This window comes from Calothrix sp. FACHB-168 (genome assembly GCF_963889195.1).
Lineage (GTDB): Bacteria > Cyanobacteriota > Cyanobacteriia > Cyanobacteriales > Nostocaceae > Aulosira > Aulosira anomala_A.
In genome coordinates this window covers 91231-109816 of record NZ_CAWPNJ010000025.1, presented here as the reverse complement: position 1 = coordinate 109816, position 18586 = coordinate 91231, and the positions used below count along the sequence as shown (strand labels likewise).

Here is an 18586-nt window from a genome sequence, read left to right as displayed (position 1 = left end):
TCCTCTGCAGTTGGTTACTTTTTCACATTCTCCAGAATCGCTTTTGCCGCCCGCCGCCCGGAAATTGTGGCTCCTTCCATACTATCGATATAATCTTGCTGGGTGTAACTTCCAGCCAAGAAGAAATTAGGTACAGGTGTCTTTTGGTTGGGACGGTACAGATCCATTCCCGGTGCTTCGCGGTAGAGAGATTGCGCCAGTTTGACTACGTTGTACCAAGTCATATTTAACTCCCGCGATGAGGGGAACAGTTCGTGTACTTGTTGGAGTACGTGCTGGGCGATCGCTTCGTTGTTTTGTTTAATAAACGGATCTCCCGGTGTCAGTACCAACTGTAGCAATGAACCCTGCCCTGAACGATAATAATCAGCTGGGCTAGTCAGCGCTAAATCCGCAAAACAAGAAAAATCAGCATCGGCGGTATAAAGCAAATTATCTATACCCACTGCTTGATTTAGCTGTTTGCGTTTTTCCCCATCTTGCAGTTCTGTTACCCAGCCATCAAACCTCAGTTGGACTGTGGCTACAGGTACGGCATCTAATTTATAAATATTGTCAAATTCTGACCATTTTCGCCACTCTTGGGGAATAATTCGCTGAATTCCTGGGACATCACAAGCGAAAACATAGGCGTCAGCTGTAATTACTTCTTCTTGCTCGCCTTGAGCTACTACGATACCAGTAACGCGGGTTTCTTGCTCTGATTCCGCAAATTGAATTTCCCTCACTTGACGCCGGGTATAAACTTGAGTCCCCCTAGCCGCTAAATATTCCAAGATTGGCTTATGTAGGTACTCATGGGGCGAACCTTCCAGCATCCGCAATATGGAAGCCTCAGTTCTCACAGCAAAGAACTGGAAGATTGTCAACATACAACGAGCAGAAATATTTTCGCAATCAATAAAGCCTAAGGCGTAGGCGATGGGGTTCCACATCCGCTTAATGCTACCTTGACTGCCACCGTGACGGCGAAACCAATCAGCAAAGCTAATTTTATCTAAATCGCGAATGTTTTTCATTGCCCCGTCAAAGTCCACTAAACCCCTAACTATGGGGCTAGTGCCTAAGGCGATCGCATTTTGTAATTTATCTTGTAGTGATAGTTGGGAAGTCGTGAAAAATGCCTTTAAGCCATTAAAAGGCGCACCTGTGAAGAAACGAAAATCTAAAGCACCTGTGCGCCCTCCTTTGTTGATAAAAGTGTGGGTATGTTCTTTTAGGCGTAAGTTATCTAAGGCCCCCACTTTGCCCATTAAGTCAAACAGTTGATAGTAGCAGCCAAAAAATACATGCAACCCCATTTCTATGTGGTTACCATCGCTATCTACCCAACTGCCAACTTTTCCACCCACAAACGGACGGGACTCAAAAATCTGCACTTCACAGCCAGCATCTGCTAAATCAACAGCAGTTGCTAGCCCTGCTAGTCCCGCACCTACGATTGCAACGCGCATTCCGTCGTCCCTTTTCAGTTTCTTTACAGATTGTAACTGGCCTGGTGTCGGAATTTGCTACTGACATTTTGTTAATTAGCATTTCAGGGCATAGAAGTGTTTGATTACACAAGCTCATCGTCTAGCAGTCCTAAGTTATGAGTAATACCTCATCCATCCCTCAAACTAAAGGATTAACTAACTCAGCACTTACTCGGTAAATACTGAATCAATATCAGTATTTCCCGCATTTTGGCAAACACTTCCTCACTGCTGCTTTATTTATTGTCTTCTGCGGTAGATAAACCTCTGATCAGTTCCCGAATTACATCGGTTGCTGGTCTACCAGTCTGCTGACAATATTGTTCCAGCTTCTCCGCTTCCTGTGCTGCAAGATTAACTGTTATACGTTTGACGGCCCACTTTTTATTTGTCATTATCATGTTATTTGCTATCTATTAACATCATTAAAAACATCTAATTAAAGAATAAAAAGAGAATACTCTTATAATTAGTGTCAGTAAACCAGGTATGCCATTAGTAAGAAAAAACTAGTTTTCTCAAAAGTTGTTCATTTTCCAATAAAATATAAAAGACAGAGTTGATTGTTTGCAGTTGTGACAGGAAAAATAGCGCACACTTGCCGTTAAAGAAAGTGGTAGCGGCAAAAGTAACTTTGCTAAGTTTGGCGATTAAATTTTTGCAATCAAAAAGCATTCATACTTTTATCTAAATCAAAATTTCCTCAATTTTTCTTTAACAAAAGCATATCGCCAACTCTTGAGAATCAGTTCATAAACAAGTGTGGAAAAAACATAATACCATAACATCTCACATTCAAGTTTGCGGAAATCATGATTTTTAAACGCAGCCTTGGTAAAGATGTTTGATCTGGAGAGTTGCTGGGCGATCGCGCCTGAGAAGCCCCACAAACCAGCTAACCTGTAAGATCGCAAACTGTTGTCGCTATCATCTTATGATTGTAAACCTGGTTCATACTCAGAGCTAAATATGTCTATGAGTGCCAAAGTTTAGTCTTGTTAGTGTTTCCTATCTCTATTAGATTTGCGCTTTTCATCCCGTAGAACTTGAATACCTCCCAATGAATTAGATAGTTTTCGTTACATTAACCTTTGTATAAAATTATGGAGACTTGATCTAAATTATTGAGTTTCCTCCTTGTGCGTAATTAATAATTGCTAAAAGCCACATTTTTCCCTATTTTATGAATTGAGTATTCTTTGTAGATACTAAGAATTTATCCCAGATAAATGGGAGGATAAATTCTCATTCTCTTAGAAAAAAAATTAGGCTAAAACTTGTTTCTTGCAAAGACTGTCAAAACCCGATTTACTTGGGGAAGCATATCTTCATTCCAGATGATTTATCTAGATCTCAAAGTCTTGGGAAACTGTTATGTACTAAGCCATGATGCAACTAACCATCTCTGTATAAAAAATATTGTACACCTCAATATTTTTTGGGTGCATTTATTATAGCTATTATTGCTAAAATTTAAATAATCTTTATGGTCAAGATAGATAACAGTATTTCTGCGGTTTATAAAAGAATTACAAAGTCAGATTTGTTAATCTAAATTTTCAGTAAATTAGACTGACAATTTACACAATGCTGCACAATAAGAAATCAGACATTCAGGCAATTATGCTAGATTTTAACTATTCCTAGCAATACTATAAATAGTGTATAAGTAATTATTTATACTCTATTTATAAGTGCAAATAGTTAATAGCAAAACTTCAGCATACCTTGACTTCATAAAGTTTTCAGTAAGTTAGAAATCTAGAAAATAGGCATTAGGAATTAGGAAATAGGGAACTTCCTACTCAAAAAAACTCCATATTCTTGCGGATGGCGTTTAGGAGCGTGGTAGGCGGCATTCATGAGCTATTCTCGTTAATCCTTATAGGGGCGGGTTTATTTGGATCTTTGTTAATAAATGAGGATATCGGTGAACCCGCCCCTACAAAGACATCTAAAAACTACCCACAATATACAAGGTTGGGTTGAGGAATGTAGACGCAGATGGGCTTCCCGTAGGGTAATCGAACACCCCAACGCCTTGTATATGTTGGGTTTCACTTCGTTCAAACGCCAGTTGCTACAACGGGGGGAACCCCCGCAACGCACTGGCTCCCCAACCTACGCCTCTGACACAGGAAGCGCATAAAAATTAAGGTTGTCAACAATCCACAGCCAATGGTAAACACCATATTGACTATTGACTATTGACAACCTCAACTGGAAATTAAATGCTATTTCGATAAATTCCGCAGAAAACTGCTTTCTAGCTCTTCTTGACTTGGCTTAGGGTAGATTCATCGATGTCGGCTGTGGTTGTGCCGAAATTGGAATAATGATAGGAGCAGGAGTATTTGGGGTAGCTTGGGGTACTTGTGGTTGATTTGGCTTTTCTGTGTTTGTAGTAGTTGATAAAGCCGCAGGCGTAGATGGTTTATTGGCTTGAGCAGTCTGAGGCGCTAACATTTGGGCAATTTGTACCATTAATACGCCAAGTTTGTCGGCTTGGGCAATGTTTCCTTGCTCTTCGTATTCTTTACGGGCACGTTTGAAGGCGCTGTTAGCTTGTTTAATTTGACCTTGATTATATAAAGTCACCCCTAAATTGTAGAAAGCTACAGCATTTTTGGGATTCTGACGAATAGCTTGTTGGTAAACTGCGATCGCTTCAGTTGTTTGCCCATTCATAGCCATCAAGCTGCCCAAATTATTGTAAGTGCTGGGATTGCTAGGATCTCGTTGCAGAGCTTGTTGATAAGCCGCGATCGCTTCTGGAAGCAAACCTTGATCTTGCAGGGCGATCGCTAAATTAAAGTAAGCATTGGCATTACTACCATCAAGATTAATTGCTTCTTGGTAAGCCGCGATCGCGTCTGGGATTTGTCCTTGTTCGTAAAGTGCCAAACCTAGATTATATTGAGCGGCTGGCATTTTCGCATCGATGACCAAACTGCGACGATAAGCAGTAATCGCCGCTTCTCTTTGACCTTGTTTATGTAAAGCTAAACCTAAATTGTAATGAGCATCAGCATAATTAGGATTGAGGCGAATCGCTTCTGCATATTCTTGAATCGCAACATCCAAGCGGTTTTGCTCTAAGAGAATATTGCCTAAATAATTTCTGGCGATCGCTAATTTAGAGTCGCGCCGTAAAGCTTTACGGAAAGCATCTTCTGCGCCCTGTAAGTCTTGGCGGTTATAGCGGGTGACGCCCTGCTGGAAAAAACTGGCTGCATCTAGATCTTTACTCACAACGTTCTGAGCCAAGAGTTTGCTTCCGGGTAAATTAATTATGGTTGGTGCAGCCAATACCAAAAATGCCACAGAAGTGGACAGCAACTGCCGGTGCAGTGCTACTTGAGACAAACTACGAAACCACTGGGGAAGTTGATGTTGTTTAAACATGAGTGGTAGGCCTTTACTTGTTGTTTAGATCCTTAAAGTTAAAGTACCCACCACAACATGAAAAATTAACAGTCAAAAATAAAAAGTTTAAATTTGTCTTGGGGAATTTAAATTTATGACTGCTTCCGGCAAAATTAACATGGCATCACCAAAGGAATAAAAACGATATCGAGAGGCGATCGCTTCTTGGTAAACATCTAATAATCTTTGTCTGCCAATTAAAGCGCTCACCAACATTAATAAACTAGAGCGTGGTAGATGAAAATTAGTAATTAAACCTTCTACTACCTGCCATTTGTAACCAGGGTAGATAAATAAGTCAGTTTTGCCGCAAAATGGTTGTAAACTTCCCGATTGGGCTGCGCCTTCTAAAGCGCGTACTGCTGTTGTCCCTACCGCAATAATCCGCCCACCTGCGGCTTTCGTCGCGCGAATCTGCTCGACTGTAGAAGCGGGAACTTCAATCCATTCTTCATGCATTTGGTGGCTGGTGACATCTTCCACTTCTACCGGGCGAAATGTCCCCACGCCCACGTGCAAGGTAATAAAAGCTTGATTAATTCCGCGATCGCGCAATTTTTCCAGTAATTCTGGCGTAAAGTGTAACCCGGCTGTTGGTGCCGCGATCGCTCCTGGATGTTTGGCATACACTGTCTGATACTGTTCGTCGTCAGCTTCCGAGGCGGTAATGTAAGGCGGTAACGGAACTTCACCAAATACATCTAAAACTTGCACCAGAGAAACTCCCTCTGGTAACTCAAATTGCAATAACCTTCCGCCTGTGGCTGGATCTGTTTCTAAGACGGTAGCTGTCAGGGATGAAGGGGATAAGGGAGAAATGGCTACTTGAGCTTTAGGTTCAAAAATAATTTGCGATCCGCGTTTGAAGCGTTTTCCCGGTTTGACTAAAGCTAGCCAACAGTTATGTCGCCGCTCTTCTAGCAGTAAAACCTCTACTTCTGCACCCGTAGATTTACGGCCATATAGACGAGCGGCTATAACTCTACTGTTATTCATTACCAGTAAATCCCCGGATTGTAAAATTTCTGGTAACTCTCTAAAAATATGGTGTATACTTCGGGAATTTATTACGAGTAGGCGAGAGCTATCTCTTGGCACAACTGGATTTTGGGCGATTAGTTCGGGCGGCAGTTCGTAATCATAACCCGCTAATGAACAGTCTAATTCCACATTTGTTACTTCTGGGTTCAAAGGTTTGTTGATGTTGTTTGGTGTTACTTGATGCTTCATAGCGATTTATTTTGCTTTCCTAGAAGTCGGGAGTAAGTTTTCCTGATTTAGGTAAATATCGGGAATAGCTGCTCAATTTCATTCCTAAATATTAAGTATTAATACTAATCCGTAACACGGAAACCCCAAGATAAAAATTGGGTAAACCTCCCTATCTAAAAACGGGGGCTTTTACCCTACCGGAAACATGGATTTATTGAGGAATATAGATATGTAGGATTGGCTTTGATCCCAAGCACCAACATGGAATACTTGTATTACCTGGCAAATGCCAGTCTAACTCTGAGGGTCGTACAATACCTGCACGGCAGACCCCAGATGCCTGTTTCTTTCGTTACCGTAATTCACCAAATAGATGGCTGGGTGGTAAGGATCAAACTCAAAGGTCAAGTTTCCCCCCAAGTTGATGGTGACTTCCGGGCTTTCCTGAATGAATTAGGAATTAGCTACGAGCCACCAATGCGGGTACAAATGGCACTTTGGAGTTTAGAAGCAGGGCAATGTCCTGTAGACGTGATGCGTCGCTACCAAGTAGCCATAGTTTCTCATGGTAGTCCAGAACGAGAAGAAATTGAGGCATTCCGCCAACAGTTTGTTCGTGGATTAGGCTACTGTCCCGAAACTTTGGCATGAGTTTCGCGAGCCATGAGGCTTTACCACAAAATAGATTAATCCGCAAGTAGGGTCACGGCATTTGCAAGAAGTTCTTGTATATACATATCTTATATAAGCCGTGCCCTACAATTTGCGAACCCATAAGTATTGTCATGCTATGGAGTCGAAAGCAGCGACAATATATTCTTGCAGTTGAAATTCGTAGCCAGCAACTAATGAACTTGCTAGAGGTTTCTGGGTACTGTTTCTTTGAGAGACATTGTTTGCTACTGGTAGACAGGAGACAATAGCAACATCAAATCTGCAAGGGTAATCGGCTTTTTCCGGGTACTGAGCTAAAAACATTTCCGCAGTACGCCACAGTTTTGTTTGCTTTTTGACGGTGATAGCGTTTCTCCCGCCAAAATCCCAATTACCTAGACTACGGGTTTTCACTTCGACAAATGCCAAGGTTGAGTTTTGAGTAACTCTGCCATCATCATATTGAGCAATAATATCAATTTCTCCCCATCGGCAAAAAAAGCGCCGATGGAGAATTAACCAACCTGTAGATTGCAGCCATTGTGCTACTAGGTCTTCACCTAAGTGCCCAATGTCGGGATAATGAGATGCAGGAGGGTTGGTCATTGGTTAAAAATATGATGCAGAAATTAACTGTGCGAATTTGGACAACTGTATTTAGTGTATTGCTGTGGGGATTAGTTGGCATCACCGCAATTATAGGTGTTGCGCCTACGGCTTTGGCATTGGAATATAATAAGGAAATTTTGATAGGAGCGGATTTCGCAGGTAGAGATTTAACAGATTCTAGCTTTACTAAAGCTAATCTTAAACAAAGCAACTTTAGTCATGCTAATTTAAGTGGTGTAAGTTTCTTTGCTGCAAATTTAGAATCAGCTAATTTTGAGGGAGCTAATCTGAGCAATGCTACTTTAGATTCGGCTCGCTTCATTAAAGCCAATTTAACCAATGCGGTATTAGAAGGTGCTTTTGCGGCGAATGCGAAATTCGATGGCGCGATTGTTGATGGCGCAGATTTTACTGATGTGCTGTTGCGTCCCGATGAGCAGAAAAAATTATGTAAAGTAGCTAAGGGTACTAATCCGACTACAGGAAGGGATACAAGAGATACGTTATTTTGTCCTTAGTGGATGATTTTAGTTTTGTCATTTGTCATTTGTCATTTGTCATTGGTAAGGGTTTTAAGCATGTTGACGTACAGTATATAGTTTGGTTATTCCCGCCAACTTACTTAGTAGTGCTACGTCGAAGTAAGCTACGTAATCATATTCTATTTTTATTGATAAGTCCCTGAGAATGATCGTAGATGATTCGCAATTAGCTAAAACCAAACTGCGGCGTACTCTGCTGAAACAACGCCAATTAATGTCGGTTAATGAATGGAGAGAAAAAAGCGATCGCATTTGTAACCAGCTGCAAAACTCTCCTTTATTTACCCAAGCCAAAACCATACTCGCTTATTTTAGTTTTCGCCAAGAACCAGATTTAAGTCCGCTATTTACAGATAATCGATACCGTTGGGGATTTCCCCGTTGTGTGGGTAAATCTATGTATTGGCATTTGTGGAATGCTGAGGATAGTTTAGCCATCGGTAGTTATGGTATTAGCGAACCCCATCCCCACGCACCAGTTATCAAGCCGGAAGAAGTTGATTTAATTTTAGTTCCTAGCGTGGCTTGCGATCGCCAAGGATATCGCTTAGGTTATGGCGGTGGCTATTACGATCGCTTATTGAGTTCTCCAGAATGGGCGACAAAGCCAACTATCGGTATTATCTTTGACTTTGCTTATTTACCGCAAATACCTGTGGCTAATTGGGATAAACCTTTAAATTTCGTCGCGACAGAAACTCAGTTGATAAAATTATAAAATTTGCTTCGTTATCCTAAAAAACTTTGTAGCTTCCTTTCTCTGTCTTCCCAATCGGGTAAATAAGCGGACATCGCCTACAGCATTTTTCAGCACTTGTGCGTCTTTCCACTGTGCTAATTCTTAGGTTTTTGCTTGTGAGGGAGTCGGATTCATGATTCGACTCGTTCTAATTTGAGTAGGTTATTAGTAAGTTCGATTGTTTGAGCGACTGAGTTTATTAAAGGATAAAACGGCGAAGGCTTCAGACATAGTTTTTATTTGAGGAATTACAGAGGAATGTGCGTAATAGAGTCTTGGAATTCTTCAGCATCGTTTAATTGAAAGATAAAAATTAAATCGTTGATAATCTGTCCGATAGAGGCTTTTCGTCGGAAAACAAAAATACCGGGAATATGACGATTTTGCCTGATATGTTCTGCCAGATGAATAGGCATTGAAGTACGATTATTGGTGACAAGAATAAAGTTATTCAACTCACACCATATTAAAATTTCTGGATCTAAAGTTCCTTTGGGAGGAGTACCTGGTTCTCCAACCATGAAAACTGTTAACTCTGGTTGATAGCGTAACAACTGCTGTTGGTAAAGAGGGGGTAAGTTTTCATCAATTAAGTATTTAATTGTCATGCAATCCCTCTTTGGGCTTTCAGTTGACGCAGCCTTAATATATATTCTGATGGATTTTCATCTTGTTGTTTTGCAGATTCTTGGCAGTATTTTAGCCAGTCTGCCATATACTGAGTAACTGATTCTTGGTTATGTAAGTAATAGAGAATAGTGGCATAAACTTGTTCTAGGGTAAGGCTGGGGTATGTTTCGGCAATGATTTCGGGGGAATGACGCTGGTAAATATATTCATTTAAAATGGTTTCGATGCCAATTCGCGAACCTTTTAAACGAATGTCGTTAGGGGTAAGGAAGTTAAAGTAATCTTCGAGTTGCATGGTTTAATAATTTTGGTTAATTAAGGGTTAGGTTGAGAGTTGACCTGTCATCAATTGTTCTAGCATTCCCAACCCAAAAGTGGGATCGTATACTGTAGTATAAGCTTCAGGATAGATAATTTCTGCAATTAACCAACCTACTTTAGAAAGTGTAAAAAACTCCCCTGCACTTTGCCCTTATCCTTCAGCCAACTTGCGCAGTAAATATTCATAGGTTTCACCTAAAACATCTGCATTGGTATTTTTTAACCCCAAGTGATGACGACTAATTACTTCAATTAAATCTTTTAATCGGTCGCGATCGCATTTTGCGTAATACCAATTCTCTGTGAAGCTGCACATTAACGCCCGCAGGCTAGAAGCCTGGGGCTAAACAAACAAAGCCTGCTTTGGCAGGCTAAATTATATGCATCTTCGATATTGAATTGGTATAAGTTGAAAAAAATATGTGAAAAAACGAAAATATACTTGCAACCTTGCCCAATGCCCATTGACAAATGACTAACTTACAACATCACCAATCACGGCTGCAAATATTAGGAATGTATGGGTTGTTAGGAGCGATCGCTATCCTAACTCTATTTCCCTTACTCTGGTTAATCAGTACTTCGCTCAAATCGCCTACAGAAAATATCTTGCAGTCGCCGCCGCAATTATTACCCAGTCAACCGACATTAGATAATTTCTCTCATGTGTGGCAATCGTTACCTTTTGCCCAATATTTATATAACAGCACTTTGGTAGCCTTGCTGACTGTGGCTTTAAATCTGCTATTTTGCGCCTTAGCGGCTTATCCCTTAGCTAGACTCTCATTTTGGGGGCGAGACTGGATTTTTACCGCTATTGTCGCCACGATTATGATTCCTTTTCAAATCGTGATGATACCCCTGTATATTTTAACGGTGCAAATCGGCTTAAGAAACACTTATTTAGGAATGATTTTTCCGAGTTTAGCTTCTGCTTTTGGGATTTTTCTCTTACGCCAAGCTTTTATGAGCGTTCCCAAAGAGATAGAAGAAGCTGCCCGTATGGATGGCAGCTCCGAGTTAGGTTTGTGGTGGTTTATTATGCTACCGGCGATTCGTCCGGCTTTGGTAACCCTGGCTATCTTCGTCTTTATCGGTTCATGGAGTGACTTTCTTTGGCCTTTGATTGTCATTCAAGACGAAAGTTTGTATACCCTTCCATTAGGAGTTGCCAAGCTTGCAGGTACGTTTTCTTTAGATTGGCGTTTGGTAGCTGCGGGTTCGGTAATTTCTATAGCCCCTGTTTTGGTACTGTTTCTTTTCTTGCAACGCTATATTGTACCTACAGAAACTGGGAGTGGGGTGAAAGGTTAAACAACGCAAAATTCAATATTATGAATTCCCGGATCAAATAGGATGTATGAATTCATAATGTTGAACTTTATCTCATCTCGAGATAGGCACACCCATACCAATTCAAAATTCAAAATTCAAAATTAGAAAGATAAAATATCTATTGTTGAATTTTGACAAATTGGTATTTATTAATAAGCACCACTTTTTAACAACACTACGTGGATAGTCTTAAAAATTAGACCCAGATCGTAACCTATAGACCACTTACGCTGATAATCGATATCCATACTGACGATCGTTTCAAAATTAATAATACTGGAACGACCGTTAGCTTGCCATTCTCCTGTCATACCAGGCTTGACGCGCAATCTTTCCCAGTGGCGGGGTTCGTATTTGATTACTTCGTCAGGCGTGGGTGGACGAGTACCAACTAGGCTCATATCTCCTTTTAAGACATTCCAAAATTGGGGTAATTCGTCTAAACTAGTACGACGGAGAAATTTACCCACGCGAGTAATGCGGGGATCGTCTACGGATTTGAAAATGTGACCTTGAGCTTCGTTTTTCACCAAATGCTTGAGTTTGTCAGCGTTGACAACCATTGAGCGGAACTTCCACATCCGGAAGGATTTTCCGTTCAAACCACAACGCACTTGGCAATAAAATATCGGCCCTGGATCGTCAATAAATGTAGCAAGAGCTACAGGAACTGCAACTAAAGCCGTAATCGCGAGTCCAACAATTGCACCGAGAATATCGATGAATCGTTTTCTTTTGCTGCTGATAGAAGGATGTAAAGGTTGTGGTGCTAAATTTACAGAATTAATTTGACTCAATAAAGTAAAATTATCCACAATACAATCTTGAGCGTCAGTAGTGAAAGTAGATAGGGACATAATTAGCCTTCGGTTTTTACTGGACTTAGCCGTTACTACTGTATTTTCCGTTTCCACCGAGAGTTGTACTGAGTGCTAATATAGACAATTTTCTGCAAGTTCGACGGCGACTTTACAGAATCTTTTTAAATTAGTGAAATAATATAAAGTTTCAGTGTTTTTCCGGGAGATGAAAAAAGTCGGTGATGTGTAAAAATGCGTAGAATTTTGCTAGACAGATTTCTGAAGATTTGTTGATACTCAATCCCCCAACACCTATAAGCGGTGAAATTGCGATCGCCCCAATGCAGTAGATAGTAACAATGCTCCCAAAAGCCGAAAACTCAGAAAATGAGCACCCTTAATTTCTGGCTTGAGTTTTTGTACATCTTATTTCTCGCTCATTAAAAGCTCTTCCCATCTTGCCAAAATCATGTCTGTATAGTTTTTTCTATCAATTTTGTATGCTCCAATGGCAAAACCATCATTCATTTCTACCAGAGCAGTTTCTCCAGAATCTAAAACTCCGAAATCAATTGCATATCCAGCAATTGATTCTCCTGCATGATCTAGAGCCTGAATAGCGGAAATAACTTTTTCAATATCTAATAGAACATTAGGGTTGCCATCATAACGATCAATGCTTCTAATTTGCGAGTGAACTACATAAACTCGGTACTCACTTACCCAAGCTACAACTTCTGAACAGAGCAACGGTTCTTGACGTGACACGCCGTAAACTCGGCATAAATCATATTCCGATTCAAAAACATAACCTGTGAAGCGTTTACGGCGTGTAGCGGGTTTAGCAAATATTGGCATATACTTACCATTGCGTAATTCTATTTCCAACTGTTCTAAAGTAGATTTCCATATCCGGCGGTGCATAAAGTTCTTCAGTGAAGCAGGATAATCATTAGGCTCAGGTTCTGGAATACCAAGTTGTTTGATTGCACCTAAGATACATGGCATATCACCAACAACTAAAGACTCACGATCAATTGCAAGTTGTCGCCTGCGGATACGTTTTTCAGTATAAAAAGTAATTGGTATGCCTCTAGCTGTGAGTTCTTCACTAACAAGTTGCTCCTCATATCCGAGCCGTCCATTACCTTTTTCTTGGATAAAAGCTTTAGAAATCAATGCAGTTGTCAGAATTTAAAATAGTATTTACACAGTAGAGAAGCAAATCTGAATTCTGTAGTTCAGCGTTTATAACAAGAACGTCGGGTAAGTCTATAGTGGGATTAGCAGGGGCGCATTGGTATGTTCTTTTCCATGCCCTATGCGCCATTCCCTATGCCCAAAAACTCCACCCCCTTATGGGTGGAGTTTTTCCAACTAATGCGCAACTTCTAAGGAAAAATTCAGGGTATAGGGTTCTTCCAAAGATTGACGAGTACTAGCTTTAATTGCATCTAAATAGCGACGTAAAGCTAGAAGTTGCTGAGAATTAGGGCGATAGGTGAGATTACCTTGTTTTTCAAATAAGGGAGCAGATGCGATCGCTTGATAATCTGGATTATTCTGAGAACTTGGGGTAAGCCAAGCAGCATCTGTGCTGCTGGGAATTAAACCCGCAGGTAATTCTCCTTCTAAGAAGGCTAACAGGCGTTGCTGACAAGTGCGGGTGTTGACACCTCTACCCTCAAATAATTGCAGAACCTCATTAAAGGATAGGGGACGTTCTGGTAATAGTCGCAGTAATTCTGTAAACAGGAAATAATCTGTGTATTGTTGTCTGGGTAGTTCTAAGACCTGGGGATGTAAAGGTAACATCGCTAAACCATAAGCAACTCGGCTACAATTGGGAGCGCCATTTTCACCCAAATATGCATCTTGAATAATCTTGGCGTTGGGTAATTTTTGCTTTAACCATCGGTTAGTCGTAGCGATCGCTGCAACCCCACCAGTTAAAATAGCTTGATTAATCGCTTCTGTGGGAATACCACGCGCAACTAATAATTTGTTGAGTTCGCGATTTAGGCGACGCACAAAGGGAACTAAAATTTGGCTTTCTAAATCTCGCCGTTGCAATACCCAACGCTGGTCAGCTAAATCTAAGGTAAAGGATTCCTGATGTTGTAAAATCAATTTCAAAGCTAAGGCAGCATCAAGTACCGCTTGTCCTAACAGCGAACTTTCTAAACGCTGCTGGAGGCGAACGCGAGCGCTAATATCTGGTTCGCCAACGCTGGGAAGTTCTAATTCTTCCAAACCTAAGCTTTGCCATTGCATGTAGTCTAAGCCGGGAATATTTGAGCGCCACAATCCTGGCTGAGAGCTAATTTGCTCGCCACTAGTTTCTGAGCGCGATTGGCGAGATTTGGGGGGTACTAATAATTGACAAATAATATCTTGCTCAATACTTTTACCACCATAGGCAAAGCTATGCAGCATAAAATCATTATGGGTTAATTCGCTGAAGCTTTCGCCTAAATCTATTAATGCCATTTCTGTGGCGGTAGCACCAATATTTAATGCTAAAGTATTACCCAGTAATGGTTGCTCGTGGATTTGAATCGGCTGTAAACCTTTTGGACTGCTTAATTGTACAGCTTCGCCGTTACCATTATTGAGTACGCTTAAAAGACTAGCGATCGCTTCTTCGATAAAAAATACTTGCTGGGGATGTTGGACTAATTTACTCGTTAGTAATGCTTCCCTGACATTAAAGCGATATTGTTCTGACCAACTAGCTGGACAAGTGCAAATTGCTCCGGCAATATTATTGATAATCTGATGAAAGCTTTGTTCGTCTAAACCTACAGCCGCCGCAGTTAAACCTTGGGTGGTACTTTGGCGATCGGATTTTAATGTTAATAGTAGCTTAGAGAGCGATCGCACTACCCAAACTAATGGCCCTGCGGAAAATTCGTTAAATTGCAGTACAGGTTCCCATTTTTGTTGGGCGCTTTTGTAGGGAATAGCTAACTGTAAATATGGTTTCAACTGTGCCGAATAGGGAGTATTAGTTAAATTATCTGCTGCTTTTCCTGGCTGATTGGCAGAATTTTCCTTCTCTGCTTGATTTACAGAAGCCGTCGGTAAATACACCTCGGCTGGTAATCTAAATGATTGCTGAAAAGCAGATTTTCCCCCTTGGCTTTCGGCTGACCAATAGATAGGATAAACCACAAAGGTTGAACTATTTAATAATGCCGCAGAAATTCCCGTTGTCCCTAAATCAATACCTAAATACCAGCGCGATTCCTGACTATTTGCAGATGAGACTTCTGGAGGATTGGCGTTTGGCGCTACAGACAACGAAGGATTTACGGTACTGGGAGTAGTGTCTTCCTTTTTTTTTTCAATTATGGGGCTAAAATCTAACTCTGGCTCTGCTTGGGGAATCGCACCCGCTCCCATTTGTGATAATTCTGCGCTATCTGCTTCGCTAGGTAACTGTTCTTGATGATTTTGATTGTTGCTATTTACCCAGTTAGTAATCAGTTTGGATGGGGAATTGAGTAACCCATCAAATTGCGCTAAATCTTCATCTAATAACTGCAACTGTTCTTCATCTAAACTAATCTCCGGTATGCTGGAATTTGGTTCTGGTTCTAGTAAATTTTCCCTGGAAGAAGCAGGAACATAGTTTTCTAAAGATTGAGCTGGTTCTTCATCGAGAATAACTACTTCTGGTTTTGGGGTTTTAGTGGTGATGGTTGTAGTTTCAATGATTTCTGGTACGGCTTCTGATACAGGAAGTACCTCCTGTTGCGTAACCTCATCCCCTAGTAATTCTGTCAGCGCTGTAATTGTATAAATATCCGATTCACTAGCCGTATTTTCAGGGATATTAACTACTTCGGCTGGAGCAGTAGTTGTATTTGTTACTTCCTCAAAAAATAAATCTTGCCACTCTGGTGTTGGTTCAGTTTGCTGTGGGGGCGGCGCAGGAATTGGTAAAATTGAAGCTGGATTAATTGCAGTTTCTGGTTGGGTATCGCTCAGAGTTAACTCTGATTCCGCTACAGAATTATCTTCAGCTACTACTGGCGCTGCTGTTTCGCTGACTAAGTTGGGAATATTTTCTCTACCAAATAAGCTGGCATAAAGTTGATCTACTTCATCAGCTTGAGAACTATCAACCTCGAAGGTATTCGGGATTATCGTTGGAGTTGATGGGGTAGGTGGTGGCTCATCTGCAATGAGTTGAGACAATACCGTATCTAAATCCTCTGTGCTAGGAGCGGGTTCTACAGGTTGTGATTGGAGAATTGGTGTCTGATTTTCAGCTAAATTAATATTGGTATTGCTAACTGATAAATCTGTGCGATCGCCTGGATATTTTTGTAAATACTGAGTTAAGTTATTGACAAAGCTAGCCATTACCTGCTCGCCTTGCAATCCTTGATTGTGCATTCTCGCCAGTGCTTGCGATAGGGATTCGTGGTAAGTCAGAATATTGCGCTGTAGTGCTTCAAAGACAACATTCACCGTACCATCCAGGGATAATAAGCGTTGATCTAAGTCCTTAGCTAGCTTGGTTAACTGCTCTCCTTGGGGTGGAGTTGCTAATAAACTAGAATCTGAATTCACCGCAATTGACGAATTTGTTAAACCCTGAGTTAATTGCTGGCTTAAACTTGGTAGCAAGCGATTGCCTAAAACCTGTAAAAATTCGTTAATAATCTGCTCTTGATTGGCTAACTGCTGACTAAGAGAGTAGTTTTGCAGTCTTCTTTGCTCTAGCTGGCGGATTTCTTGTACCAGCGCCGTGCGCTCTTGGATTAAACTGGCTAATTCTGCTTGTAAAGGTTGAATTAACGCCGAAACTTGACTATTAAATTGTGCTGATAGCGCAGCGCTCACCTGCTCCGGTTGTGGTTGCTGATTGTCATCGACAGACTGAAGATTTTGTTCAACAAATCTAGCTAACAAAGGTGATATGGGTTTGATTTCGGCAGTTTTATTTACCTCATCCCCTGGTGGATTTGCGGTTGCTGCCAACCTATTGAGAAAGTCGCGAGTGCGTTCTAAAACCTCTCGTGGTTCTTGAGACTGTCCAGATAATAGCTTAGACAAACGCTTACCATTACTAGTTAGTAAGTTGTCAATATCTGCGATCAATTTTTGAATTTCATCTTGGTGAGAAGTCACTTTAGATACCTTATGTAGAAATTTACGTTAAATTGGCAAGGAAATTAATTTACAATAATTAAAGTTACAACGGCTGGCTTTGACCCGTTGAGTTGTTGGGTGCAATTTAATCATGCGATCGCTTTTGGCAATCTGGGCAATTGTTAATTAGGGACTAGGGACTAGGGACTAGGGACTAGGGGGAAGAAATAAATTTTTCATGTTTCCTGGCGTACCTAGTTCATCATGGCTATTTACAAAAGTTGGCTTGGTAGCTACTAAAAGTCTTGGAGGACAACAACTGTTTGGTAGCATCAACAGCACAGCAGGCTACTGGGTGTTGTTTGCGCTTGATTAAACAGGTAATGTTATAGCTTCTCAGATTTCATAGCATAAAAAAACCAAAAAATTATCGCAGTTCATGAAACTACTTTTGGTAAAAAAATCATTTGTGTACTGAACTAGCCATTAATACAGCCTTGAAGAAAAAGAACCAGGAAAGAATACAAGGAGGACAAGGGGGACAAGGAGGACAAGGGAGACAAGGAATTTTAGATTTTAGATTTGCGATTTTGGATTTCAATCTAAAATCTAAAATCCAAAATCCAAAATTGTTTCAATGCCCCATGCCCCTAGTGCATATTGCCAAAAATAGGTAAAGGCTTTAGGTTAGCAAAAATTAACTCCCTTGAGTATCATTAATGTTGGCTACCTATGTTCTTAAGTCATCGGGCTTTCCTTGGAGTTAGACGCCGAAGACTTTTCAAGCCAAAATTGGCTGGGCGCAGATTTTATCTAGGTTTATATGGCTTTGTTGTGTATCATAGTTTAGTTTTATTTTGGTAAAGGGCTGTGCTTTGATAGCTTAGGCTGAACATAGCGATCGCGTTTGTTGTATACCCGACAGCTTTATTTAATAAGTATGTAATCAAAATGTTGTAATGGAAGACCGATATAGCCTACAGACGCCCGCAAATCCCTGGATGATCGCTTCGGCTCCCTTTTTTCAAGGGTTGCCCGAACTGGTTGTAGAACCAGCTCTCACCCATCTTGTAACTCGTACTCACCCACCCAATCAAGTAATTTTACTGGAAAATGACTGGGGTGGTTCTGTATATTTTATTGTCGATGGATGGGTTAAAATTCGTACCTATAACCTAGAAGGCAAAGAAGTCACTTTGAATATTCTGGGTAAGGGAGAATTGTTTGGTGAAATGGCGGCACTTGATGAAGTACCTCGTTCTACCGATGTAATTACCCTGACACCTACAGTAATTGGCAGTATGCCATCCCAGGATTTTGTCAAGTTACTGCAAACAGAACCCTTAGCGGGAATGCGATTAGCTCAATTGATGGCGCGACGCTTACGCCAAGTTAATCGCCGCTTGCGCTTGCGGGAATCGGACAGCCAATCGCGGGTAGCAGATACTTTGCTGTTTTTGGCAGAAGGACAAGGGAAAAAAGCTCAGACTGGAACGGAAATACCTAATTTACCACACCGAGAACTCAGTAGTTTAAGCGGGCTAGCACGGGAAACGGTGACAAGAGTGTTGACTAGGTTAGAAAAGAAAGGCTTGATTAAACGGGATCAGGACATCATTTGTATTCCTGATTTGTTAGCTTTGGAACGCACAATCGTTTAACACTTGCCAATTTAGCTAAAGCGCGTCTAGATTGGACATTTTTCGTGAAAGCTGTTATTTGTCATTTGTCATTTGTCAT

The 18586-nt window shown here is 40.9% G+C and carries 16 protein-coding genes; 5 read left to right on the top strand and 11 right to left on the bottom strand.

All coding sequences use genetic code 11. From position 1 onward, the window contains the following. Positions 1-14 precede the first annotated feature (14 nt). From zds to queA, 4 genes are all read right to left on the bottom strand, one after another. Positions 15-1454: a 9,9'-di-cis-zeta-carotene desaturase gene (gene zds / locus AACW45_RS16135; protein WP_190633544.1), complete on the bottom strand. Its 1440-nt coding sequence runs from the start codon at positions 1452-1454 to the stop codon at positions 15-17. 257 nt (positions 1455-1711) lie between these two features. Next, positions 1712-1876 carry a ribbon-helix-helix protein, CopG family gene (locus tag AACW45_RS16130; RefSeq protein WP_190542087.1) on the bottom strand — a complete coding sequence of 55 codons (165 nt, stop codon included), beginning with the start codon at positions 1874-1876 and terminating at the stop codon, positions 1712-1714. A 1885-nt stretch (positions 1877-3761) separates the two neighbouring features. Beyond that, positions 3762-4880, bottom strand: coding sequence for a tetratricopeptide repeat protein (locus tag AACW45_RS16125; RefSeq protein ID WP_190633543.1), 1119 nt, complete (start codon positions 4878-4880; stop codon positions 3762-3764). An 87-nt stretch (positions 4881-4967) separates the two neighbouring features. Further along, a complete protein-coding gene (gene queA, locus AACW45_RS16120; RefSeq protein WP_190633542.1) occupies positions 4968-6131 on the bottom strand; it encodes a tRNA preQ1(34) S-adenosylmethionine ribosyltransferase-isomerase QueA in 1164 nt (387 codons plus the stop codon). Positions 6132-6374: 243 nt separating this feature from the next. Between queA and AACW45_RS16115 the strand changes: the two genes are divergently transcribed. Then, a complete protein-coding gene (locus AACW45_RS16115; RefSeq protein WP_045868874.1) occupies positions 6375-6764 on the top strand; it encodes a hypothetical protein in 390 nt (129 codons plus the stop codon). Positions 6765-6896: 132 nt separating this feature from the next. Here the strand turns inward: AACW45_RS16115 and AACW45_RS16110 are convergent, their stop codons facing one another. Further along, on the bottom strand, positions 6897-7373 hold the full coding sequence (locus tag AACW45_RS16110) for a YraN family protein (RefSeq protein WP_190633541.1): 477 nt from the start codon (positions 7371-7373) through the stop codon (positions 6897-6899). 11 nt (positions 7374-7384) lie between these two features. On the opposite strand from AACW45_RS16110, the gene AACW45_RS16105 reads away from it, so the two are divergent. Together AACW45_RS16105 and AACW45_RS16100 are read left to right on the top strand one after the other, a co-directional pair. Then, complete coding sequence (locus AACW45_RS16105; protein WP_190633540.1) at positions 7385-7894, top strand: pentapeptide repeat-containing protein; 510 nt, start codon at positions 7385-7387, stop codon at positions 7892-7894. A 169-nt stretch (positions 7895-8063) separates the two neighbouring features. After that, entirely contained in the window at positions 8064-8636 is a 573-nt protein-coding gene (locus AACW45_RS16100; protein WP_190633539.1) for a 5-formyltetrahydrofolate cyclo-ligase, read from the top strand. A 269-nt stretch (positions 8637-8905) separates the two neighbouring features. On the opposite strand, the gene AACW45_RS16095 is transcribed toward AACW45_RS16100, so the two are convergent. The 3 genes from AACW45_RS16095 to AACW45_RS16085 form a co-directional block, all read right to left on the bottom strand. After that, complete coding sequence (locus AACW45_RS16095) at positions 8906-9265, bottom strand: DUF5615 family PIN-like protein (RefSeq protein WP_190633538.1); 360 nt, start codon at positions 9263-9265, stop codon at positions 8906-8908. Next, positions 9262-9582 (bottom strand): DUF433 domain-containing protein, encoded by a 321-nt coding sequence (locus AACW45_RS16090; protein WP_190633537.1) that lies wholly within the window; start codon positions 9580-9582, stop codon positions 9262-9264. Before AACW45_RS16090 ends, AACW45_RS16095 begins: the two co-directional genes overlap by 4 nt. A gap of 177 nt (positions 9583-9759) precedes the next feature. After that, positions 9760-9924 (bottom strand): hypothetical protein, encoded by a 165-nt coding sequence (locus tag AACW45_RS16085; protein ID WP_190633536.1) that lies wholly within the window; start codon positions 9922-9924, stop codon positions 9760-9762. A 155-nt stretch (positions 9925-10079) separates the two neighbouring features. Here AACW45_RS16085 and AACW45_RS16080 point away from each other — a divergent pair, with 155 nt between their 5' ends. Continuing rightward, a complete protein-coding gene (locus AACW45_RS16080) occupies positions 10080-10922 on the top strand; it encodes a carbohydrate ABC transporter permease (RefSeq protein ID WP_190542062.1) in 843 nt (280 codons plus the stop codon). Positions 10923-11092: 170 nt separating this feature from the next. Here the strand turns inward: AACW45_RS16080 and AACW45_RS16075 are convergent, their stop codons facing one another. The 3 genes from AACW45_RS16075 to AACW45_RS16065 all read right to left on the bottom strand — a co-directional run bounded on the left by AACW45_RS16075 (position 11093) and on the right by AACW45_RS16065 (position 16885). Then, positions 11093-11800 carry a sugar transferase gene (locus tag AACW45_RS16075; RefSeq protein ID WP_190633535.1) on the bottom strand — a complete coding sequence of 236 codons (708 nt, stop codon included), beginning with the start codon at positions 11798-11800 and terminating at the stop codon, positions 11093-11095. A 369-nt stretch (positions 11801-12169) separates the two neighbouring features. Continuing rightward, the gene (locus AACW45_RS16070; RefSeq protein WP_190633534.1) at positions 12170-12922 is read right to left on the bottom strand and encodes an ATP-grasp domain-containing protein; all 753 of its coding nucleotides are present in this window, start codon (positions 12920-12922) and stop codon (positions 12170-12172) included. 198 nt (positions 12923-13120) lie between these two features. Next, positions 13121-16885: a hypothetical protein gene (locus tag AACW45_RS16065; RefSeq protein ID WP_190633533.1), complete on the bottom strand. Its 3765-nt coding sequence runs from the start codon at positions 16883-16885 to the stop codon at positions 13121-13123. A 920-nt stretch (positions 16886-17805) separates the two neighbouring features. Between AACW45_RS16065 and AACW45_RS16060 the strand changes: the two genes are divergently transcribed. After that, entirely contained in the window at positions 17806-18507 is a 702-nt protein-coding gene (locus tag AACW45_RS16060; RefSeq protein ID WP_096643147.1) for a Crp/Fnr family transcriptional regulator, read from the top strand. Positions 18508-18586 lie beyond the last annotated feature (79 nt).